We start from the raw sequence: 23255 nt of genomic DNA on the forward strand, positions 1-23255 counted from the left end.
TTTTGGTGATTTACTGTTTCTCAAATGCCTTTTTTCACTTTATATGTTTGTTTTGATGCTCTCTTTAATTTTTTCTCTACGTAATTTACCTCTGTGACAGTTTGGGGTGCGGAATGTGGGTTTTAAGCATCAGAGAAAACTGTAAATTTATTACTGCTGATGCAAAATTGTACAATGCCATTTATCGGCATATTCCAAATATCCACCTGATAAAAGGTTGGATTTAAGTTGATTCTTGGAAATGAATGACAAAGCTAAAACTTCATCTTTTATCTTCAAATTACGCGGAATAAAAAATATTACCTGAACTACATGAGTGATTCTATATTACAATCAATACCGACTAAACTCAATTACTTAATGGCTTAATTAGAAGCGCTGGGCGTAATTTTCCAATTTTTAGGTCTGTTTGGGGAAATTTGAATAAAACAATTTGACCAACTATTGCCATTTTTCTATAATGTCCGCTTCTGTGTATTCGGGAAGATGATCATTTTCTAAACCTCTCATGGCCTGTTCAAGAGAAAATTGATTCCATTCTTCATTTTCTGTATTATTCCTAGATGAGAATAGGGTATTATAAAGTGTTAGTCTTTCTTCTTGCAATACTTCTTGAACTATCTCCTTAATCAAGGCTTTTAGTTCTTGGGTTTCCATAATTTTACTTTTTATATCGTAAGTAATTATCCGAACTTGATATTATTCTTTATCGTTAAAATTAACATCTTGATAAAGATCAATTAAACTAATTTCCAAATCAAGATGTTGTAACTTAACAAGATCATTTTCAGATTTATATTCTCTAAAAATCCATTCACCCTCATTAGTTTTGCTATAGTGCATGACTTGATATTGATTTTGTTCCACTAGAACATATTCTTTAAATTGGGGAATAGAACGATAAAAAGTAAATTTCTCACCCTGGTCATAATTTTTTGTAGACTTAGATAAAACCTCAACAATTAATAAAGGATTAGTCACTGTAGTATTATTTTTACTTGTATAACTAGCCTGACCATCAGTTACAATTACATCAGGATAAGTATATTCTTTAAATTGTGGAATCCATAAACGCATATCTGCCATAAAAACTTCATATTTTTTGCGTCTCAGGGCATATAATAAAATAGCAGCAATGGCTAGTGTAATTTTATTATGATTACCACTTCCTCCAGTCATGGGTATAATTTCTCCATTGCGATATTCGCTTTTATAAAGTGCTTTTTCCTCTAATTCTAAATATTCTTCAGGTGTATAAGTATGGTTATGAGTTTTTAGCTGCATATTATTATCCCTAATATTGGAAACCAAGAACCTGCAATAATTCATTATTTCTCTGTTATAGCATTGCCTAGTCTAATAAAGTACAAAATTATCTGGGTTTGTCTGCGTTTATCTGTGTTTAATTATTAATGCTTGTACCTGACTTGAATGGGAATTGCTATAGCTTTAGATGTTACAGTTTACCAGTCTTAACAAAAGAAAAGTGACACGACCTATAGACCTACTTCCTCCACCTACACCCTTTCCATCCCAATCATCCCAAAATCTAGCAGGTAAGTGTCCTTGTGGTGCAAATATATTAAATATTACATCCTTATACCACAATCTCCGTTCTCCTTGCCTCCATCCTACTCTATCGCCAAAGGCAGCCCAGATTTCATCATTATATTTTCTCGTTCCTCCCAAACCTTCATAAATCTGGTTCTGAACAGAAAAACCAAAGCGCCCATTACTGTACTTTATCCACAAATCATCAATGGTACGGAGATCATCACAGGGAAAATTATCAATACTTGTTTCATCTAACCAACCTTCTTTTTCTCGTTGTGTTACCGCTAACATTATCCTGAATGTTTCCTCATCCGCTTCTTTCCATTTACCAGCTTCTAAAAATTGCTTTAATTTTTGATACCAACTTGGTATAGTATTAATAACTTCTGAATTAGATTGAAGTCTGGATACCAGAAAAGAAAACCCCCGTCGTACATCACCTCGATATTTTCCATTTTTTTTCAGTGGATAAATTGCGGGCAAGTGTCCTTGTGGTGCAGATGTATGAAAAGTTAACTCTTCATAATACAACCACTCATTTCCTGTCCTCCATCCTACTCTATCGCCAAAGGCAGCCCAGATTTCATCATTATATTTTCTCATTCCTCCCAAACCTTGATAAATCTGGTTCTGCACAGAAAAACCAAAGCGCCCATTACTGTACTTTATCCACAAATCATCAATGGTACGGAGATCATCACAAGGAAAATTATCAATACTTGTTTCATTTAACCAACCTTCTTTTTCTCGTTGTGTTACCGCTAACATTATCCTGAATGTTTCCTCATCTGCTTCTTTCCATTTACCAGCTTCTAAAAATTGCTTTAATTTTTGATATCCACTAGGTACAGGTAATTGCGGAACAGCTAGAGAAGAAACTAGGTTAATATTTTGATGTACAGAATTAAACTCATTAATAACTTCTGGAATAGATTGATAACGATGCTTGGGAATAGGATGAGCTAATTTGTCCAAAATCTTACCCAATTTATCACTAACCACATTCCCATTCAAGTAATCTCGCCATACCCATTCACCTTCTAAGGGACTATATAAATCAAAGGGACTAATTCCTGTTAATAAATGCAGACAAGTCACACCCAAACTATACAAATCACTGATAAATAATGGTTTACCCATAGACTGTTCAGGAGCGCAATATTCAGCCGATCCTATAATTGTTCCTGTGGCTGTCCGCTGCTGTGGCTTTACTACCTTAACTGCGCCAAAGTCTACTAAAAATAGTTTGTTGTCACTATAACGACGTATGATATTCTCTGGTTTAATATCTCGGTGTATAATACCCTGGCTATGAATTGCTTGCACAACTGGTAATAAGTCCTGTAATAAGTGCCAAATTTTAGACTCGTTAAATATTCCCTGGTGTTCTAGTTCTGTTGATAAATTCTCACCATCAATAAACTGTTGTACCAAATACAGGCGGTTATTGTCGCTGAAGTATGCTAATAAAGCCGGAATCTGTGGACATTCACCAAGTTGTTGTAATTGTTGCGCTTCTTGTAAAAATAATTCTGTGGCTTTTTGTAGTTCTGTTGTTCCTTGGGTTTGAGGTGCAAATTGTTTAATAACGCACTTTTCGTTTAATTTGTCAATATCTACCGCCAAATAGGTCCTAGCAAATCCCCCACCACCCAAAGGTTTAAAGGGTTGATAGCGGTTTTTTAATATAACTAAGGGGATTCCACAGATAGGACAAAATTTGGTATGTTGGGGAACTGATGGGTGATTACATTCCGGGTTGAGACAACATATCTGATTCATGTTTATGCAGTGGTAGATAGGTTTATGATTAAATATCTACTAATATATACGAAATAGACTTAAATTGATAATTGACTGATTTTTTCCCCAGTAAGTAAGTATGCTAGAATCAATACCTTGTCCATTTTCTGTAGGTTGGGTTAAGCGACAGCGCAACCCAACGCATTTGTTGAGTTTCATGCTTCAACCCAACCTACAAATCAAGGCTTTTTCTAATTTGGATGACTGTATCTCACTCAGAAGATATTGAAAATTCTAATCCTTTTGTTCAGTTTGATGGTATTTTTAAAGATGATCCACTTTTTGATGATTTTGTAGAAGATATAGCTGCAAACCGCCGTGAATTAGATGCAGAAATAGCTGCTTATGAATCTTATTTAGAGGAAAATCAAACAGCGTGAGCCGATATATTCTCGATACTAATATTGTGACTTTTTCTCAACATGGAAATCGTCATATTGCTCAACGTGCAAAAATTGTTGGCATTTCCAATATATTTATTAATATTTATTACAACCGTGACACTTGAAGAACAATTAAAAGGTAGATTAGCCGCTATTAGTAGATGTGCTACTAAACCAGAATTATTACCAATTGCTCACCAAAATTTACTAATAACTCAACGTTATTTCTGTAACATGAATTTATTAGATTTTAATGAGTCCGCTTGTGAATGTTTTAAAAAACTGCGCCAGCAGAAAATCAACATAGGTACACAAGATTTAAGAATTGCTGCTATAGCATTAGTTAATGATGCAATTTTAGTAACTCAAAATTACCAAGATTTTATCAAAGTTCCTGATTTAAAAATGGAAGATTGGACGGTAAATATATAGTTAAAGTTTGATTGAATGAAGGACAAGGCCAAAAGCCTCATCCTTCACCGCTATTAATTACGCTTCATCTAAAGCTGCAATACCAGGTAAAATCTTACCTTCTAACAACTCCAAACTCGCACCACCACCAGTAGAAATATGGCTCATTTGATCAGCCAAACCTACTTTTTCTACAGCGGCTACAGAATCACCACCACCGATAATGGTAATTGCGCCGGTTTTGCCAATTTCTGCTAGAGTATGAGCGATCGCTTCTGTACCCACAGCAAATTTATCAAACTCAAACACACCCATTGGACCATTCCAAATTACAGTCTTACAATCAGCCAAAGCCTCTTGGAAAACCTTTACAGAATCAGGACCAATATCTAAACCCATCCAACCATCAGGGATTGCATCAATGCTGACGGTTTGAGAATTCGCATCAGGAGCAAATTTATCTGCTAGTACCACATCTGTAGGTAGTAACAAGGCCACACCCCGTTCTTTAGCTTTTGCTTCCAAAGACTTCGCTAATTCCAGTTTATCTTCTTCCACCAAAGACTTACCAACACTCAAACCACGGGCTTTGTAGAAGGTGAAAATCATCCCCCCACCAATGATCAACTTATCGCATTTTTCTAACAAAGTTTCAATCACACCGATTTTGCTAGAAACCTTAGAACCACCGATAATAGCCGCTAAAGGACGTTGAGGAGCTTCAATGGCACTTTGTAAGTATTGCAATTCTTTTTCAACCAAATAACCAGCTACAGAAGGGCTTAAAAACTTAGTTACACCCTCAGTAGAAGCGTGGGCGCGGTGTGCAGTTCCAAAGGCATCATTTACATAAAAATCAGCGTTTGCTGCCAATTTTTGAGCAAATTCGGGGTCGTTCTTTTCTTCTTCCTTGTAAAAGCGGACATTTTCTAACAATAGCACTTGGCCATTGTCCAAAGCTGCAACTTTAGCAGCAACATCATCACCAATACAGTCATCAGTTTTGATAACTTCCTGTCCCAACAACTCAGAAAGACGTTGAGCGACGGGAGTTAAACGCAATTTTTCATCTACACCCTTGGGACGACCGAAATGGCTTGTTAAAATGACCTTAGCACCCTTTTGGGTCAAATCTTGGATAGTTGGTAGCGCCGCCCGAATCCGAGTATCATCAGTAATGTGGCCTTGATCATCCACAGGCACATTAAAATCAACCCGTACTAAAGCGCGTTTTCCAGATATATCAGCCGCAGATAAACTTGCTAAACTTTTTTTAGACACAGTACAACTCTCCTGATTACTTTTTTGTTATTGTCTTGAAAATATGACCATCAAAATTTTACCGGAGTGAGGGGCGCAGAGGTGAGATATGTTTAAAACAGTTTTATTTCCCATTGATCAAAGTCGAGAAGCCAGAGAGGCCGCTGATATAGTTGCCAATATTGTGCAAAAATATAATAGCCGCTTAATTCTGCTTTCAGTTGTTGAAGAGCCAAACTCGGAAGCGTCTACTACTAGTCCCATGGTATCCTCAGAAATAGTTGCCCAACTCCTAGAAAATGCCCGCACCCTATTTTCTGAACAGGGAATTACAGCCGAATTACTAGAAAGACAAGGTAAACCAGCCTTTACTATCTGTGATGTTGCTGATGAAATTGAGGCCAGTTTAATTATTATGGGTTGTCGAGGACTAGGCTTAACGGAAGAAGGCTCGACTGATAGCGTTACTACGCGAGTAATCAATCTTTCTCCCTGTCCTGTTTTGATTGTTCCTTAATTAACTATCAGGTGCGTTAATGTGGATTTACACAATGTAGCGCACCACCTAAAGTTCTTGCTTACACAGCATTGTTAAAATCATTCAGCACCAAAACACGCAATTCTGTAATTCGCTTGAAAGTGAGATCATTAGTCAGAAAAGCCTCACATTCTGCGTTTAAAGCCACAGCAATTTGCAAAGCATCAGGTAATTGTAGATTATATCTAGCGCGTATTTGAGCAGCTTCTATTGCTATAGTTTCATTAATAAATCCCACAAATTCAATATTGTCATTTTCAGTCATTAACTCTATAAACTCTTGCTGTAATTCCGTTTGTTTTAAGCGATAGGGTTGAACTAAACATTCAGCTAAAGTAATAGGTGAAACAACACCAATTAAAGGTGTGTTTTGAAGCTGCTCAAATACTTCTAGGGACAGATGAAAGTATTTTGGATGTTGTTCTACGAAGTAAATAACTGGAGCAGTATCCAAAAATAAGCGTCTCACACCCTGTAAATTATTGGTAATACTCACTTCTGTTTTTCCAATTGCTGGTTCGCAAGTTCTAAATCTGGAAACTCACCACGTCTCATGCGTGTAACATATTCTTGAGCATCCATACCACCTAGTAAATTGGGTGCTATTCCGGCAAATTCCATCAAATTGCGGCTTGGTTTACGTTTAATTTCGCAATGTTGCAGTCTTTGGGTTAGGTGTGATATTAAACTTAATTGTTCATCTGGTGTAAGTGTATCCGCTAGTGTCATTAACTCAATCAATCGTTTAGACATTTAATTTTATCCTCTGGACAATTTCTGGTAAAATCTACGCAAGTTACATATTGGCAGGGTGCATCACCTAAGTATAATCTGTATTTATCTATATTGATAAGTAGGTGAACGGAAAAAAACCAACATAAGTAACGAAAAGTTACCCAAAACCTCTTCCCTGTTCCCTGTTCCCTGTTCCCTGTTCCCTGTTCCCTTGTCATAACGACAATTTTTAACGCCAACCTACTTAGCATAGCGCAAAAGTTTGAAATGACGGGATACCAATTTAGCCGGGATTTATGATACACTAGCCTCAATAATTCCCTAAAACCTCAACAATCGCTAAATTAAGGCATTTAACTCATGCTTTCCCAGATTTTCCAACAAAGTGGGAACTGGTTTTAATATCAAGTCTGCTTGGGAGTTCGTGATCAAAAAATTAGGGAGAAAGTAAATTATGGATTTGCGTCAGCACCTTGAAGAAAAATTAAAAAAAGATTTTCAACTTCTTAAAGACTATGAAGATCGGAAACGTAATGAAAATGATCCAGGACTTCGTAATAGGTGGGAGACTAACATTCAGTTAATCAAACAAGAAATCAAAAAACGTCAAGAAGAATTACAACAAGAATTAAATAAATCACCTGAACCTTCTCCAAATTCATCCTTAAATCAATCTTTTAGCCAAGATTTGGGTTTTGGTGTAAAATTAGAGATGGTTTATATTCCTGGTGGGACATTTTTCATGGGCGCACCAAAAACAGAGGAAGAGAGTTTAGATACAGAACGTCCCCAACACTATGTAACGGTGAAGCCCTTCTACATGGGGAAATACACTATTACTCAAGAACAATGGGAAAAAGTCGTTTATTCCTGTCCTCCAGTTGCCAGAGAATTAAATTCTCGTCCTGCTTACTGCCAAGGTGATAAACTACCTGTAGAACAAGTATCTTGGAACGATGCGGTTGAGTTTTGTGCTAGACTATCTCAGAAGACAGGACAAAAATACCGTTTACCCAGTGAAGCTGAATGGGAATATGCCTGTCGTGCAGGTTCTGCAAAACCTTTTGCTTTTGGTGACACAATCACCACAGATGTGGTAAACTATCATGGTAACTTCACCTATGGTAATGCCTCCAAGGGAGAATATCGAGCAAGAACAACTCCAGTAGAAACCTTTCAGCCCAACGCCTTTGGTTTATATGATATGCACGGCAATGTCTGGGAATGGTGCGCTGATACTTGGCATGGTAACTATGATGGTGCGCCTAATGATGGAAGTGCATGGATAAGCGAAACTAATCAAATCTTTAAGGTGCTGCGGGGCGGGTCTTGGATCAACCTTCCTCATTACTGCCGTTGTGCGTCTCGCAACTACGGCAGTAGGGGCGTGCGCGACGACCTCTACTACGTTATTGGTTTTCGTATTGTCTGCGTTGTTGAGAGAAATTAGTAGCCCTTTATACTCCTGCTCTTTTGCCCTCTGCTCTTTTCTTCTTTACCCTTGCCAAGGGTAACGGAGTAGAGCGATCTTTTTTTATTTTGTGACTTTTGAGAAATTCGAGCTATTTAATTTGACAGAAACTTTCATATCCTTGGTTTCAGCTATAATAACATAGAAATCTGAAGCTGTCAACTCGTTCCCAGACTCCATCTGGGAACGAGAGTTACACTTGACGATTTACTAAAGTAGCGCTGGCTTGGTCAACGGGCATCAGTAAGACCTCACTAATATTAACATGACTTGGCCTAGTGGCACAGAAAAAGATCACATCAGCCACATCATCAGGAGTTAGGGGTTTAAGGCCTTGATACACCTTTTTAGCCCGTTCTGTGTCACCATGAAAACGCACTTGACTAAATTCTGTTTCTACCATACCAGGGTCTACAGAAGTTACTCGCACAGGAGTTCCTAAAAGGTCTTGTTTTAAGCCTTCAGAAATGGCTTTAACCGCTGCTTTTGTCCCACAATAGACATTACCACCAGGATAGGTTTGATGTCCGGCTATAGAACCGATATTGATAACATGACCAAAATTCCGTTCCACCATTCCTGGGACTATGTAGCGGGTCAGGTAAAGCAAACCTTTGATATTAGTATCAATCATTTCTTCCCAGTCTTGAAAGTCACCTTGATGTAATTTGTCTAAACCGCGACTTAAACCAGCATTATTAATCAAAATATCAATATTTGACCAGGAAGGGGGTAAATTATTAATAACTGATTCTACCGCCAAGCGATCGCACACATCAAGTGCTAATAAATGGATTTTATCAGATGGGATATCCAATGAATCAGCTAATTGCTGTAACCGTTCCCACCGTCGTGCCGCTAAAATCAGTTTTGCACCAGCATGAGCAAAAACTCTGGCACAAGCAGCACCTATACCGCTACTTGCACCAGTAATCAAAACAATGTGGTTTTCCATGGATTAGTAATTAGTAATTAGTAATTGGGTATTTTTTTTATTCCCTATTCCCTATTCCCTATTCCCTATTCCCTATTCCCTATTCCCTATTCCCTATTCTCTATTCCCTATTCCCTATTCCCTATTCTCTCTTAACTGTCACCTGTCACCTGTCACCTATCACCTGTCACCTACTTTTTAACTACTTGTAACCGTTGAGTAATAATAGTCATATTTTCACCTCTGCGAATAACAGCGGAAATCCACTGAGTACCAGGAGTAGAGGGTGCGCGTCCGATTTTGAAAAGTCCTCCAACATTGAGAAATTGTAAATTTGCAATTGTGGGTTTGAGAAATTTATTGGCTTGAATAGGTTCTTCTATAGCTGTTCCCAGTAGAAAATCCTCACCTAATGGTTCTTGAACAATGGCATCAAAACTATATTTTTCACCAACTTTTACCCGTTGTGGTAATTTAATTTCTACTTGGGGTGGTTTACTCCCAGCGGTTAGTTGAGTCCGTTCTGACAAAATATCTTGATGAACAATTTTTAAACCTGTGACTTTTTGACGTGATTTAATTGTTGACTGGAGGGTCAAATTATTATTACCAGATGCAGGTAAACCGCTAATGTTGGTAACAGTTTCCGCAATAATTGTATTACCTTGAGATTTCCAAGATTCTAGCTTTGTAGTATAACGTAATTGAGGATATCGCTTCCACAGTCCCGTTAAGGCTTGTTCCATGCCTTTACGGTTTAAACCGTCACTATGAGTAAATGTAGGGCTGTAAAATTGCATCACAGCTTTAACATTACCTTGATTAGCAGCAGTATCAATCTGTGTTAAGAGCTTAGTGAGTGTAGAAGGTGCATTCTCCGGTTGACTTGCTTGCGCCAATTGCCCAAGACCAGATAAACCAATTGCTAGTAAACTGGAAAGGAGGGCAAACCCTAAGGGTAATGTTTTGTTACGTTTCATTAATAAAGGGATAATTTTAGTCATAAGTAAGATTTTACTGATTTGATGATCTAAAGATAAGGAATTTGTTTTATCTTAATGAAGCTGGGCGATAAATGGTATAGTCAGGAATGGTAAATGCAGCAATTAAATTACTTATAGCAGCTAGTGGGACAGGTGGACACTTGTTTCCCGCGATCGCATTGGCAGAAAAACTGCCAGAATACGATATTGAATGGTTAGGTGTACCAAACCGCCTAGAAACTCAGTTAGTTCCAGAGACCTATCCTTTAAATACCATCTCTGTTGAGGGTTTTCAGCAGGGTTTGAGTCTTCGTTCTCTTCGCACTTTTGTTAAACTCATTGGTGCAATTTTGAAAGTCAGACGCATTCTTAAACAGGGAAAATTCCACGGAGTTTTCACTACAGGTGGTTATATTGCAGGTCCTGCGGTAATTGCAGCCCGTTCTTTGGGTTTACCCGTGGTTTTTCATGAGTCTAACGCTTTACCGGGAAAAGTTACCCGCTTTTTTGGTCCTTGGTGTAATGCAGTGGCCATAGGTTTTGATGTTACGGCTCAATACTTACCTCGATCTAAAACTTTTTCTGTGGGTACTCCGGTCCGTTCTCAATTTTTGCACGAGGGAGGTAATAATAAGTTAGATTTATCTGTTCCCGATGGTGTTCCCTTAATTGTGGTATTTGGTGGTAGTCAGGGGGCTGTAGCTGTAAATAAATTGGTACGTCAGTCTGCGGAGGCTTGGTTTCAAGCCGGTGCTTATATAGTCCATTTAACAGGTGATCATGATCCTGATATTAACAGTCTACAACATCCTCAATATATCGCTTTGCCTTTTTATAACAATATGGCGGCTTTGTTGCGAAGGGCTAATTTAGCTATTAGTCGTTCTGGTGCGGGTAGCTTGACAGAATTGGCGGTTTGTGGTACGCCAGCAATTTTAATTCCCTATCCCTTTGCAGCAGAAGATCATCAATCTTATAATGCAGAAGTGTTTACTAAAGCTGGCGCTGCGTTGTCGTTTAAACAGTCTGATTTGACACAGGAAATATTCACAACTCAGGTTTTAAATTTGTTGCAATATCCAGAAAAATTGGCGAAAATGGGGAAAAATGCCAAAGCAATCTCTGTTCCTGATAGTGCGGATAAATTGGCAACTTTAGTGCGAAAAGTAATGGAAGCAGGACTTACGTAACTTACAAAAAAGCACAAAGAATAAGAGTTTGAGAAATTAAATTCTCTGCTATATGACTAAACAAAAAATACTTCAAGAAGGACAATCTTACACATTTCGCTCTTATTTTGAATTACCTTACGATATAGAGGAAATTCTCTCTGAGTTAGGTTACTCATTTATTAAAAAAGCCATTACTCTACCTAAAACCTCCAATCCTTTAAAGAACATTGCAGAACTTAAAGATAAAATCACCTCTTTCTTACCATTAGTTAGTTTGAATAATGAAACTGCTAGACGAGAAACTCTAGTTTCACCCCTTTTATTGGAGGTTATCACTTGTTGTCAATGTCAGCTAAAAATTGAGTATACAGTTAATGTGAATAATTGGTTAAAAGTAAATCTAGATTATTTGTTGCGTTCTCAGCAAAGCTTGTTAGTTATTGAAGCCAAAAATGATGATTTAACTAGAGGATTTACTCAACTCGCAGTAGAGTTAATTGCTTTATCGGAAATTGAAGAAAATAAATCTGTGTTTTATGGTGCTGTTACCACTGGAGAAATTTGGCGCTTTGGTAAATTAGATCGTCAACAACAACAAATTACCCAAGATATGACTCTTTTGAGAATCCCTGATGATATTGAAGAAATCGGTCATATTTTAGTTGGTATTTTGGAAATGAAAGATTAATTATATTTCGCGCAAAGGCGCAAAGTTTGAGATTTAAAATCTTTTCCCTGTTCCCTGTTCCCTGTTCCCTGTTACCTGTTACCTGTTACCTGTTACCTGTTCCCTGTTCCCTGTTCCCTGTTACCTGTTCCCTGTTACCTGTTCCCTGTTCCCTGTTACCTGTTACCTGTTCCCTGTTACCTGTTCCCTGTTCCCTGTTATAATATCTCTCAGACTTGCAACAATCATTTACAATGATTGCAAAGATAAGTAACACTCTCACAAATTCACAATCCGAGCCATGGTGTACTGATGTCTATATTTACGTCTAAGCAAGAAATGGCTGAATTTTGTAGCGATAGTGTGACTTTTTACCATTAGAGACGGATACAAAAAGTGTTTTCTAGGGATGAAAAATAACCTGTTGCAAGATACTGAAACCTGCTCTAATCAGTTTCTGATATTCCAAATGTGACTAAGCTGATATGGAAAATAATCACAACAGTTTAACGAAGCTAAACAAGGAGAACCAGAGTTTGGTAGTGGAACGCTTAAAACAAGACCTGAAAAATGACCTAATTGCTGGTTTGTTGGTGTTAATTCCCCTAGCAACTACCATTTGGTTAACAATTACCATAGCCACCTGGGTAATTAACTTTCTTACCCAAATTCCCAAACAACTTAATCCTTTTGACGGTTTAAACCCAATCCTGGTAAATATACTTAATTTATTCGTCGGATTAGCTGTACCACTATTAAGTATTCTCGTCATTGGCTTAATGGCTAGAAACATTGCTGGAAGGTGGTTATTAGATCTAGGTGAACGGTTATTACACGCGATTCCTTTAGCCGGTCAGGTATATAAAACCCTCAAACAACTATTAGAAACACTTCTAAAGGATTCCCATGGTAAATTTCGCCGTGTAGTATTAGTAGAATATCCTCGTCGGGGAATTTGGGCGATTGGTTTTGTGACAGGAATAATTAGCCATGAAATCCAAAATCATATCTCTCGTCCTGTAATCAGTATATTTATTCCCACTACCCCCAACCCAACAACAGGCTGGTATGCAATAGTCCCAGAAGAAGAGGTAATTAATCTTTCTATATCCGTTGAAGATGCTTTTAAAATAATTGTATCTGGTGGTATAGTCGCTCCTAATATGGAAACATCTGATCTGACAATGCTGGCAACAGTATTACCTCTAGAAATAAGACAATAGCGAAAATACCAGCAGCAAAAATTGAACTTGATGCAAATCTGGCAAAGTGATCCGAAAATAGATAAGCTAATTGTTTGTCTGTGCCAAAATTCACATATTTTTATCATCCCAACTGTATGCAACGTCGTAAACCCCAGCAAATAGCGCGTGAATTGGCACTGCTAAGTCTCAGTCAGTTACCAATAAACCCCAAAAAACTAGAAGCCCTATCAGACGAACAATTAGTCTCTAAGCTAGTCTTAGGGGCAGTACGCACCCTCACATTAGAAGTACAGGACACATTGAATAATGCCGCAGGAGAACTGCAACGGAGTAATGAGCGTCTATTGACTAGTGAAACTAGAGCCGCTGACTTGAATACGGCTAGAACTATGCTAAAGGAGGCAATTTCCTATACCCAAACCGCTATTAATCAATTAGGTACATCTGTTGATTTTCCTGAATTGATTCAATTAGCTAATCAAGATAAAGAAGTTCGTAATTATGCCAAAGCAATAATTATTACCGTAAATGAAAATCGTCAGGCTATTGAAGAACTTATTTCTAATGCTTTAGTAGATTGGCAAGTGACCCGTTTAGCCCAAATTGACAGAGATATTCTACAAATAGCTACCGCAGAAATAAAATTCATGAAAGTCCCTGATAGTATCGCTATTAATGAAGCTGTAGAATTAGCTAAACGTTATAGTGGAGAAGATGGTCACCGTTTTATTAATGGCGTTCTTCGTCGAGTCAGTGAACGGAAAAAAACTGCTTAAATTTGTCCTTAGTCAGTGATCATTGGTCAGTGCTAAGGCTTTTCTTTCTCTTTCTTCCTTGATTTCTAAGTCCTTCCATGGTTCCTAATTAAATTCTTATCTAAATCAACTACAATGGCTTTCAATTGGTTTAATCGTCCCCATCATCAATCCGCTGATACTCCCCAAACCCAAACAGAACCACCCGCAGTAGCAGCAACTCAATCAGAAACAACAGTACCAGATACGGAGGATTTGTTAGCTTTTGCTAAAGCTGCGTATAAAAATATTCAAGAAAAACAACAAATAGAAACAGTAACACCTGTAACTGTTGCAGAAGATACTATTCCTGAAAAAATAGTAGCCACAGAGGAAGTAATTACACTAACTGAAAATGCAGTAGAAACTACCGAAGATATTGTTAACGAATTACAACCAGAAGCAGCTAATTTATCTTTTTTAGAACGGGCTGCGGCAGAAAGACAAGCTAAACAAGAGAAATTGATTGCTAGTTCCATAGAAACCGAAATTCCAGAAATACTGACAATAACCACGGAAACAGAGGTAACAATTCCCGAATTAGCATTTGATGATGGTTTTAGATGGTCAGCAGAGGTTTTAGCCGCCCAAGGGAGAAAAGCGGAAGATATTTCCATAGAAGAGATTACTTGGTTGAAAAAACTGCGTCAAGGTTTAGATAAAACCCGACGAAATATTATTAATCGCCTAAAATCAATTGTTGGTCAAGGACCGCTCAATCAAGATGCTGTAAATGAAATTGAATCATTACTTCTACAAGCTGATGTAGGTGTAGAAGCAACCGAATATATTATTACTGCGCTGCAAAAAAAACTACTCACAGAAGTAACTCCACCAGAACAAGCAATAGCCTATCTTAAAGAAATTCTTAGGGATATGCTAGATGCACCCTTACAAAATCATGTAAAATCTAGGTTCGCGCCGGAAAAAGATACTCTCACGATTTGGTTAATTACTGGAGTTAATGGGGCGGGGAAAACTACAACCATTGGTAAAATTTCTCACCTAGCACAAAAATCCGGTTATAAGTGTTTAATTGGTGCGGCTGATACATTCCGGGCGGCTGCGGTGGAACAGGTTAAAGTTTGGGGGAATAGAAGCGGTGTAGAAGTTATCGCCAATCCAGGTAAAAACACTGATCCAGCAGCCGTGGTATTTGATGCGATCACCGCTGCTCAGGCTAGGGAAACTGAACTATTATTAATAGATACCGCTGGAAGACTGCAAAATAAGAAAAATCTGATGGAGGAACTCAGTAAAATCCGCAAAATTATCACCAAGAAAGCTCCTAATACCCATGTTGAATCTCTTTTAGTTCTTGATGCTACTCTAGGACAAAATGGACTGCGACAAGCAGAAGTATTTTCCCAAGCAGCCCAACTCAGTGGCGTTGTTTTAACCAAATTAGACGGAACAGCTAGAGGAGGTGTCGCCCTGGCTGTTGTTCAGCAGTTAGGCTTACCTATTCGTTTTATTGGTGCTGGTGAAGGAATTGAAGATTTACGTCCTTTTTCTAGTTATGAATTTGTAGAAGCATTATTGAGCGGTTGATATTGCTTTTGATATTGCTTTTGATTGAGATGTGACGCAAAAGCAAGATTTATAACTCAAACAAATTCCCTCATCGTACTGAGTCAAGTATATAACTAAAATTACAGTTAAGTCACTTATTGTAATTTCAGGAACGTACCGGATATTTTAGTGTGATCTAGACAAATGGGGTTGGTGTTAGCGTCGAAGTCCTTAAATTGCGTAAATTAGTTTTATCTATGTTACCTAAAACTTACGTATTTATGGAAAAAAAAGAGAATTTTTTCATAAAAGAAATCTATCTGCGGAAATATTGCCAAAATTTGTGGTATATAGGTTAAAAGCATGATGACAACTCTGTTTTTCACAAAAACCCAACTACCCAAAAATCATCAATTAACTGACCATAAATCTATATGGTTTTTGGTTTGATGATTACTAATATCTACCCTGTAAGAAATAGAGGTAATTTTATTGATGATCAACTTTATATTTCTCAAGATATATGAATGGCTAATTCAGTTATGAAAAAATTGGAAGCCTCTGATTAATACTGATTACCAAAGAAATATTTTTGACAAAATCAGAAGATTAATCATCAACCACAAGAAATTCCGTCCTACCCTGCTTCTACTCTTGCTAAAATAACGAATCTCAGCCAATATAATTTAACAATTTATCAAAAAAGAGTATTTAGAAATAACCACAAATTTGGTATTATCAATTGCAATATTAACCTGTGTCACAATTTCCACCTCATCCTACTGATAGTAATAACAGTGCCACAACAGATGTCACTCCTGTGGTGGCACTTAAGGAACTCGTGGCCAGGCTACATCGAGAACAAAATAAAATTCAAGACTTGTTGGGTTCTTTAGGATTTGCTCTCAGAAGCTTCCATAATTTAAATCAGTTTTTAGAATTGATTCCTCTTATGGCCACAAAAGTGACAGATGGAGAAGGTAGCGCACTTTTTCTTTATAAACCCAATGGACAAATTAGATTAGAACAATTACATTGGCAAGACAGTCAACAAAGAAAAAATATTAGAAAAGCCCTAGAAACTGCTAGTAGTCAAATTACCCTTTTAAATCATTCCGTTCCTCCAACTATATCTACAGGTATTTTAGATGAACAAATGCACCGTTATCTGGGTGCTGATGTCCAAATCTTTGGTACAGCCATTTTAGTTAAAAATACAGAACGAGGTTGGCTTTATGTTCTCAGTCGTGATCCTGAATATAGTTGGACAGAAACTAGACAGAAATTAGTCCGGTTAGTAGCCGACCAAACAGCAGTTGCCATTGACAATGATGAACTAGCTGTAGAATTAAGAAAAAAAGAACGTTTAGATCAAGAATTAGAAATTGGTGCGGAAATTCAACGCCGACTTTTACCGCGTCAATGTCCCAATATTCCTGGTTTGTCTATAGCAGCACGTTGTAAACCAGCTAATCGCGTCGGTGGTGATTATTATGATTTTATTCCTACTAAACCCAACCCACAACAACCTACAGCTACGCCACGCATGATATCAGAAAATGCTAGTTGGGGTTTGGTAATTGGGGACGTTATGGGTAAGGGTGTCCCCGCAGGTTTAATTATGACCATGTTGCGGGGAATGTTAAGGGGTGAAGTATTACACGGTAACACTCCAGCCGGAATTTTGCAAAATTTGAATCGTGTTATGTATGCGGATTTAGAAAATTCCCACCGCTTTGTAACTATGTTTTATTCAGAATATGACCCGCAAACGCGGATTTTATCTTATAGTAATGCAGCCCACAATCCGCCTTTGTGGTGGCACGCAGCGACAAAGACCGTCACCCGTTTGGATACCTTGGGAATGTTAATTGGTTTAGACGCTAATAGTGAATATGAAGACGCTCAAGCCCAGTTAGAAGTTGGGGATACAGTTATTTATTATACTGATGGTTTGACTGATGCGGCGGCGGCTGGAGGCGATCGCTTTGATGAAGATAATTTTATTACATCCTTTAGAACAGCTTGTAAGTATTGTAATAGTCCTCAAGAAATTGTTGAATATCTATTTGATCAAGTTGAGAAATTTATCGGCACTGATAGACAAAATACAGATGATATGACATTGGTTGTTTTGCAAATTGTGTAATCACTCAAATTTATGTTTATGCTTAACCACTAGTTAATTGTTTAATATCAGCGTGAAAATTAGCATTTTGTAATGCTTGCAATGCTGTTCCCGAATCTTGTACCCAAAACTGTCTACCAAACCGGACAATTTCTCGATGATTTCCTGCTTGAACAATGCCAATTACTGGTACTTTTGATTTATTATCCTTATCTCCAGCTTGGGCCTTAAGAATTGTATTTAGACGATGTTGTTCTTCAATAGTCCCCGCTTGTTGTGGACTAAGTTCCAATAAAATCATTTTTACCATTTCTACAGTTTCTGCATCTTCCAGAATAAATTGACTTTGTTCGTCACGACGATCTACCTTACCCCAAATAATTAATCTAGCATCAACTGCCAGTATAGAACTAATGCGTTCATAAGTTTTAGGAAAAACAATAGCTTCCGTAGCAGCAGATAAATCTTCAACTTGCAAAATTGCCATTGGTTCACCCTTTTTTGTCATTACTTTTTTAACATTATTCAACATTACTACCGCACAAAGGATAGAATCATCCTTTTGTTCACCCAGTTGTGCTAAATTAATTGGTGCAAGGACTGACGATGATTGTCTGATAGATTTGAGAGGATGGTCTGATAAATAAAATCCTAATAATTCCTTTTCCATTCGTAATTTTTCTTGAGGTGGTAAATCATTAACAGGAGGAGCTTTCGGAGCAGATTCAAAAGTGTTTTTTTGAACTAGATTATTATTACCTGCAAATCCACTTCCTAATAAATCAAAAATGCTTCCCTGTCCACTAGCCTTATCTTTAGCACGGGATTGGGCCCACTCATAAACTAATTCCGAATCATGGATTAATTGGTTGCGGTTAGGTTCAATTTTATCAAAAGCGCCGCAGTTAATTAGTGATTCTAAAGTACGTCGGTTCATAGCTCGTAAATCAACACGGTCGCAAAAATCCGCGAGAGATTTAAATGGGACTAATTTTCCTGATTGTTCTCTTGCTTCTAAAATTGAGGCGATCGCATTTTGTCCCACATTTCGTACAGCCGAAAATCCAAATAAAATTTTGTCATCTATGGGAGTAAAATCTAAACCAGAGCGATTAACATCAGGTGGATCAATAACAATACCCATATTAGAGCAATTATCAAGATACTTCCGTACCTTGTCAGTATCACCACTATTAGCAGTTAACAGCGCGGCCATATATTCCAATGGATAATTTGCTTTTAAATATGATGTTTGATAAGTGACGTAAGCGTAAGCAGTGGAGTGAGATTTATTGAAACAATTAGCAGCGACAAAACCATTTTTGATCACAAAATTATGGTCATTTTCTACACCAATATCATAAACATTGGCTTGACCGACATATTTCCGGGAAATTATTTTAATCATGTTACTTAGTTTTTCTAAATTTGTTTATTTACACCTTAATAGTCATTATCAGCCACACAAATGCCTTTACATTTAATACCATTTGTAGCAGTGCGTTGACAATGGGAACATAAAACTTTTTCGGTTTCTGGTTCTTGACTTATTTCCACATTAGTGTTTTCTTGTAGATTGTCTTTTTCGGTCTGGAGTTTGTCATTCATAGGAATATATTTAATGAATTTCCATCTGCTGAAGTTTCTCTATTAAATCACCGCGTCGGAAAGTGGCAGAAAGTTGTTGTAAAGAAATTTCCTGGCTTCCGTAAAGCACCTGAAGTGCCTTTTGAACATCTCGCACTGAATCATGGAAATAATTATCCCCATTTTGATTAATCAACTGAGTTACATCTTCAAAATTACGGTGGTCAATTTCCTTCATTTGTAGATTCATTTTTTTGAGAAGTCTTCGCCCCATTTGCATAGCAATAAAGCACGAAGCATAACGGACACAAGCAGGATCATTTGGGTTTGGTTGTTTGCGTTGCTTTTCAGCAATTCTATACAACTGTACAGCGATTACGACTTGTGCGCCATTCAACTGCTCAGTAAAAATTACATTATACAGTTTACCAAAATGCTCACGAGTGAAAAACTTAGCTTGATGAGGCTTTTGTCGCCAAACCGCTAGTATCGCCTCAGCCGCTACACCCGAAGTAATATCTGTGGATTTAGTGGCTGTATCAGAGCGTTTGCGGCGGTAGTTAAATCCCAATTGTTGGATATCCATTTCCAGCCGTTGCTGTCGCTCATCATTGGCTCGCAGGTCATACAGATCCACCGGGTTTTGACTATTGGTAGCATAAGTAATTTTTTGGACTAAATCATCATTATCAGTAGGTAATTGATAAAGCCGAACTAAAACATAAGCTTCAGTATTTTGTCGGCAGAAATTTGGCTGCTGAAGAGTTTTAAAAATGGTCATACAGGTTTGACCACCATTAATAATTTGTAGGTTCTCAACTCGTACCTGATAATCACCATTTTGCAGCGCGTTATAGGAAAAACTGTCGCAAGTTAAAGTAATGCCATTATTATAAAAATAGAAATTGTTTTTTTCATCGCTGTTTAAAGTGTCCCGAATACCCTCATTGACCCGGTTGCCTTGCAGCCCTAAATAACGGCGGATATTGCGTTCTAACAAGCGTTCTCCGTGTCGCTCAATCAAAGCCGCAATTTCAGTTATGGAAATTCTGCCCACCAGCACCCGACTGAAATTCATATCTTCAACTACAGCTTTGCCACTTAGTTGTAAAGTATCTTTAACTGGTTTGGAAGCTTGCAGAATTTTGATCAGATGTTCATGATTGATGTGTTCCCATGTCACCTGATCACCGAATCCAGATCGATCAATTGCTTCTTGAGATGACGCGTTCCATTTTATGCCATTATTACAAGCTAATGCCCGCACCTGGGGAATATATCCATCCCGAATTAAACTCCGGGCTTCTTCTACTTTCGCAAGTAAGCGTTGATTAATATGCTCTAATTTTGCAGTGGGATCAAACAAAAATCGAATCGCATTAATGAGAGCCGTGATGCCATTTTCAGGAAAATTAGTCTTACCTTCTAGATTATTTACATACTTTACCTGAAATAAACTGACTGTAAACTCACCATCATATTCTTCAGAAATGTGCATAGCATCCACACCAAAATCTCCACCACCTTCGGTCAAACAATCAAAGGTATTAGAGTCTTCTAAATCCAGAATTGTTTGCACACAAAAATATACAAATGCTAAGGATTTAAGTTTACCGGCATCATTAATATTTAATTCTTCAGCAGCCCGTTGTCGAATGGCATCAGTCACTGATTGCAAACGTTGATCAATAATAGAGGCATTAATATTCATGATTTGTAGTTGAGAGAGTGACTTGATAGTTTACTAATAATCTGACTATAAAGCTAGAACTAAACGAAGACCTTCATTAATAAGCAACATTGCGCTATTATCTACCTGTCCTACCTGCTCTATTAAAAATGACTTATCCACAGTAATTACTTGGGAAACATTCACAACGGAATCTTGGGATAAACCAGTTTCATCTGTTGTTAGTAAAATATTTCCTGGAGCTTGGGCCAATCGCAGATTAGTTGTGAGAACAGCAGCAATCACAGTTCTAATTCGACTCCTATTAAACTCATCTGATTGAATAATCAAAACAGGTCTACGATATCCTGGTTCAGAAGCAACAGGTATGGGCAGTTCTGCCCACCAAATTTCACCTCGCTGCATCACCAATTTTCCTCTGATATTGTATGGGCTTGTAGACTGACAAACAATGGATCAAGACTGCTATCTTCATCGGCATATACAGCATCTAACTGTTCAGTAATTTGATCCGGTTTATGCGATCGCAAATACTCTTGAAGTGCTACAGCATAAAGCTGACTACGGGATAAGCCTTTATGTTTTGCAAATTGTTCAGCAGCTTCAAAAAGAGGGTCAGGAATGGAAATTGCTGTTTTCATAACTTGGTATAACTTTAGTTATACCTTAATGTTAGCAACTTTTTGTAATTATGGCAATAATCGCTTTAGGACTATAACTAAACTCTCAAAACTCTCTTTGCGTCTCTGCACCTCTGGGTGAGGGGCAAAAAATCTACTGTAGAGACGCAAATTCCCCAATCCCCAGCCCTGGAAATGCTAAAATCAATGACTTGATTCCTTAAAGATAACAATTATGGCATCCATCCGCGAATTGCACGAACAGATAATCACTAAAGAACGTTCTGCTGTTGAAATTACCCAAGAAGCATTAAATCGGATTCAAGAGTTAGAACCAAAACTGCACAGTTTCCTCACTGTCACGACAGAACAAGCCTTAAAACAAGCTCGTGCTGTGGATGCAGTAGTCGCTGCGGGAGAAGAAATTGGACTGTTAGCGGGGATTCCCATCGGCATTAAAGATAACTTATGTACAAAAGGGATTGTCACCACCTGCGCTTCGCGGATTTTAGAAAATTTTGTCCCCCCTTACGAATCTACCGTCACCCAAAAACTAGCTGACGCTGGGGGTGTCATGGTAGGTAAAACTAATTTAGATGAGTTCGCTATGGGGAGTTCTACAGAAAACTCCGCTTATCAAGTTACCGCTAATCCTTGGGATTTATCCCGTGTTCCCGGTGGTTCTTCCGGTGGTTCAGCCGCAGCAGTAGCAGCAGATGAATGTGTGGTTTCTCTGGGTTCTGATACCGGAGGTTCAATTCGTCAACCTGCGTCTTTCTGCGGTGTCGTAGGGATGAAACCGACCTATGGCTTAGTTTCCCGTTATGGTTTGGTGGCCTATGCTTCTTCTCTCGACCAAATTGGACCATTTGGACGCAGTGTAGAAGATGCAGCTATATTATTGAGTGCGATCGCAGGTTATGATCCCCAAGATTCTACTAGTCTCAAAGTCCCAATTCCTAACTATGCAGCTAGTTTAAAACCGGATCTCAAAGTTGGCAAAAAATTGAGAATTGGTGTAATTACAGAAACCTTTGGTGCAGGTTTAGATCCTCAAGTAGAAGCTGCTGTCACTAAAGCTATTGAACAACTACAAGAATTAGGTGCAGAAATTCATCCTATTTCCTGTCCCAGTTTTCGCTATGGTTTACCAACCTACTACATTATCGCCCCCTCGGAAGCCTCAGCTAATTTAGCCCGTTACGATGGCGTTAAATATGGTTTACGTTCTCCTGATGCGGACAATCTTTTATCAATGTATACCCGGACTCGTTCTCAAGGCTTTGGAGCGGAAGTCAAACGCCGGATTATGATTGGCACTTATGCCCTTTCCGCTGGTTATTATGATGCCTATTATTTGAAAGCGCAAAAAGTCCGCACTTTAATTAAACAAGACTTTGAAAAAGCTTTTGAAATAGTAGATGTTTTAATTTCTCCCACTGCACCCACTACCGCATTTACAGCCGGAGAAAAAACTACCGATCCTTTGAGTATGTATTTGAATGATTTAATGACTATTCCCGCTAATTTAGCTGGTTTACCAGGGATTAGTTTACCTTGTGGTTTTGATAGTCAAGGTTTACCAATTGGGCTACAAATAGTTGGCAAAGCTTTGGGAGAGGAGCAACTTTTCCAAGTAGCTTATGCTTATGAACAATCAACTAATTGGCATTTACAAAAACCAAAAATTGTTTAATTTGTCAGTTACCAATTACCCATTACTCATTACCAATTACCAATTACCCATTACCCATTACCAATTACTCATTACCATAGAAATTTCAAAAGTATGAGATCATCAAGATCAT

25 protein-coding genes are annotated in these 23255 nt (G+C 38.0%); 12 read left to right on the plus strand and 13 right to left on the minus strand.

The window, feature by feature from the left end:
• Positions 1-441: 441 nt before the first annotated feature.
• From FFO06_RS15405 to FFO06_RS15415, 3 genes are all read right to left on the minus strand, one after another.
• A complete protein-coding gene (locus tag FFO06_RS15405; RefSeq protein WP_137908826.1) occupies positions 442-657 on the minus strand; it encodes a hypothetical protein in 216 nt (71 codons plus the stop codon).
• A 42-nt stretch (positions 658-699) separates the two neighbouring features.
• The gene (locus tag FFO06_RS15410; protein ID WP_137908827.1) at positions 700-1284 is read right to left on the minus strand and encodes a Uma2 family endonuclease; all 585 of its coding nucleotides are present in this window, start codon (positions 1282-1284) and stop codon (positions 700-702) included.
• 165 nt (positions 1285-1449) lie between these two features.
• Positions 1450-3336, minus strand: coding sequence for a serine/threonine-protein kinase (locus FFO06_RS15415; protein WP_137908828.1), 1887 nt, complete (start codon positions 3334-3336; stop codon positions 1450-1452).
• 221 nt (positions 3337-3557) lie between these two features.
• Between FFO06_RS15415 and FFO06_RS15420 the strand changes: the two genes are divergently transcribed.
• From FFO06_RS15420 to FFO06_RS15425, 3 genes are read left to right on the plus strand one after another with little or no spacing between them, the layout of a single operon-like run.
• Entirely contained in the window at positions 3558-3737 is a 180-nt protein-coding gene (locus FFO06_RS15420) for a hypothetical protein (RefSeq protein WP_137908829.1), read from the plus strand.
• Positions 3734-3865: a hypothetical protein gene (locus FFO06_RS22365; protein ID WP_265584173.1), complete on the plus strand. Its 132-nt coding sequence runs from the start codon at positions 3734-3736 to the stop codon at positions 3863-3865. The genes FFO06_RS15420 and FFO06_RS22365 overlap by 4 nt, the downstream gene beginning before the upstream one ends.
• A complete protein-coding gene (locus FFO06_RS15425; RefSeq protein ID WP_199290853.1) occupies positions 3855-4172 on the plus strand; it encodes a type II toxin-antitoxin system VapC family toxin in 318 nt (105 codons plus the stop codon). The genes FFO06_RS22365 and FFO06_RS15425 overlap by 11 nt, the downstream gene beginning before the upstream one ends.
• Before the next feature lie 57 nt (positions 4173-4229).
• On the opposite strand, the gene FFO06_RS15430 is transcribed toward FFO06_RS15425, so the two are convergent.
• Positions 4230-5432, minus strand: coding sequence for a phosphoglycerate kinase (locus FFO06_RS15430; protein WP_137908830.1), 1203 nt, complete (start codon positions 5430-5432; stop codon positions 4230-4232).
• A gap of 88 nt (positions 5433-5520) precedes the next feature.
• On the opposite strand from FFO06_RS15430, the gene FFO06_RS15435 reads away from it, so the two are divergent.
• Positions 5521-5928, plus strand: a complete 408-nt coding sequence (locus FFO06_RS15435; protein WP_137908831.1) for a universal stress protein — start codon at positions 5521-5523, stop codon at positions 5926-5928.
• 61 nt (positions 5929-5989) lie between these two features.
• Here the strand turns inward: FFO06_RS15435 and FFO06_RS15440 are convergent, their stop codons facing one another.
• Entirely contained in the window at positions 5990-6445 is a 456-nt protein-coding gene (locus FFO06_RS15440; RefSeq protein ID WP_137908832.1) for a type II toxin-antitoxin system VapC family toxin, read from the minus strand.
• Complete coding sequence (locus tag FFO06_RS15445) at positions 6442-6702, minus strand: hypothetical protein (protein WP_137908833.1); 261 nt, start codon at positions 6700-6702, stop codon at positions 6442-6444. The genes FFO06_RS15440 and FFO06_RS15445 overlap by 4 nt, the downstream gene beginning before the upstream one ends.
• Positions 6703-7138: 436 nt before the next feature.
• Between FFO06_RS15445 and FFO06_RS15450 the strand changes: the two genes are divergently transcribed.
• Positions 7139-8134 (plus strand): formylglycine-generating enzyme family protein, encoded by a 996-nt coding sequence (locus FFO06_RS15450; RefSeq protein ID WP_137908834.1) that lies wholly within the window; start codon positions 7139-7141, stop codon positions 8132-8134.
• Positions 8135-8348: 214 nt separating this feature from the next.
• Here the strand turns inward: FFO06_RS15450 and FFO06_RS15455 are convergent, their stop codons facing one another.
• Both FFO06_RS15455 and FFO06_RS15460 read right to left on the minus strand, forming a co-directional pair.
• Complete coding sequence (locus FFO06_RS15455) at positions 8349-9110, minus strand: SDR family oxidoreductase (protein WP_137908835.1); 762 nt, start codon at positions 9108-9110, stop codon at positions 8349-8351.
• A gap of 170 nt (positions 9111-9280) precedes the next feature.
• Positions 9281-10093, minus strand: coding sequence for a DUF8623 domain-containing protein (locus FFO06_RS15460; RefSeq protein WP_137908836.1), 813 nt, complete (start codon positions 10091-10093; stop codon positions 9281-9283).
• Positions 10094-10179: 86 nt separating this feature from the next.
• On the opposite strand from FFO06_RS15460, the gene murG reads away from it, so the two are divergent.
• The 6 genes from murG (at position 10180) to FFO06_RS15490 (ending at position 17571) form a co-directional block, all read left to right on the plus strand.
• A complete protein-coding gene (murG, locus tag FFO06_RS15465) occupies positions 10180-11262 on the plus strand; it encodes an undecaprenyldiphospho-muramoylpentapeptide beta-N-acetylglucosaminyltransferase (protein WP_137908837.1) in 1083 nt (360 codons plus the stop codon).
• A gap of 52 nt (positions 11263-11314) precedes the next feature.
• A complete protein-coding gene (locus tag FFO06_RS15470; protein ID WP_137908838.1) occupies positions 11315-11932 on the plus strand; it encodes a hypothetical protein in 618 nt (205 codons plus the stop codon).
• A gap of 464 nt (positions 11933-12396) precedes the next feature.
• Positions 12397-13134, plus strand: a complete 738-nt coding sequence (locus FFO06_RS15475; RefSeq protein WP_137908839.1) for a DUF502 domain-containing protein — start codon at positions 12397-12399, stop codon at positions 13132-13134.
• 116 nt (positions 13135-13250) lie between these two features.
• Positions 13251-13892 (plus strand): transcription antitermination factor NusB, encoded by a 642-nt coding sequence (gene nusB / locus FFO06_RS15480; RefSeq protein WP_137908840.1) that lies wholly within the window; start codon positions 13251-13253, stop codon positions 13890-13892.
• A gap of 114 nt (positions 13893-14006) precedes the next feature.
• Complete coding sequence (gene ftsY / locus FFO06_RS15485) at positions 14007-15461, plus strand: signal recognition particle-docking protein FtsY (RefSeq protein WP_137908841.1); 1455 nt, start codon at positions 14007-14009, stop codon at positions 15459-15461.
• Between the two features lie 718 nt (positions 15462-16179).
• Positions 16180-17571: a PP2C family protein-serine/threonine phosphatase gene (locus FFO06_RS15490; protein WP_137908842.1), complete on the plus strand. Its 1392-nt coding sequence runs from the start codon at positions 16180-16182 to the stop codon at positions 17569-17571.
• 22 nt (positions 17572-17593) lie between these two features.
• On the opposite strand, the gene FFO06_RS15495 is transcribed toward FFO06_RS15490, so the two are convergent.
• The 5 genes from FFO06_RS15495 to FFO06_RS15510 are packed head-to-tail and all read right to left on the minus strand — an operon-like array spanning position 17594 to position 21468.
• Positions 17594-18958 (minus strand): helix-hairpin-helix domain-containing protein, encoded by a 1365-nt coding sequence (locus tag FFO06_RS15495; protein ID WP_137908843.1) that lies wholly within the window; start codon positions 18956-18958, stop codon positions 17594-17596.
• 35 nt (positions 18959-18993) lie between these two features.
• Positions 18994-19158 (minus strand): DUF8639 family protein, encoded by a 165-nt coding sequence (locus FFO06_RS21630; RefSeq protein ID WP_193847803.1) that lies wholly within the window; start codon positions 19156-19158, stop codon positions 18994-18996.
• Between the two features lie 10 nt (positions 19159-19168).
• Positions 19169-20848 carry an AIPR family protein gene (locus FFO06_RS15500; RefSeq protein ID WP_137908844.1) on the minus strand — a complete coding sequence of 560 codons (1680 nt, stop codon included), beginning with the start codon at positions 20846-20848 and terminating at the stop codon, positions 19169-19171.
• A 45-nt stretch (positions 20849-20893) separates the two neighbouring features.
• Entirely contained in the window at positions 20894-21232 is a 339-nt protein-coding gene (locus tag FFO06_RS15505; protein WP_137908845.1) for a type II toxin-antitoxin system PemK/MazF family toxin, read from the minus strand.
• Positions 21232-21468, minus strand: a complete 237-nt coding sequence (locus FFO06_RS15510; protein WP_137908846.1) for a ChpI protein — start codon at positions 21466-21468, stop codon at positions 21232-21234. Before FFO06_RS15510 ends, FFO06_RS15505 begins: the two co-directional genes overlap by 1 nt.
• Positions 21469-21682: 214 nt before the next feature.
• Between FFO06_RS15510 and gatA the strand changes: the two genes are divergently transcribed.
• Positions 21683-23143, plus strand: a complete 1461-nt coding sequence (gene gatA, locus FFO06_RS15515) for an Asp-tRNA(Asn)/Glu-tRNA(Gln) amidotransferase subunit GatA (protein WP_137908847.1) — start codon at positions 21683-21685, stop codon at positions 23141-23143.
• Positions 23144-23255 lie beyond the last annotated feature (112 nt).

The organism is Dolichospermum planctonicum (assembly GCF_005402965.1).
GTDB classification, from domain to species: Bacteria; Cyanobacteriota; Cyanobacteriia; order Cyanobacteriales; family Nostocaceae; genus Dolichospermum; species Dolichospermum planctonicum.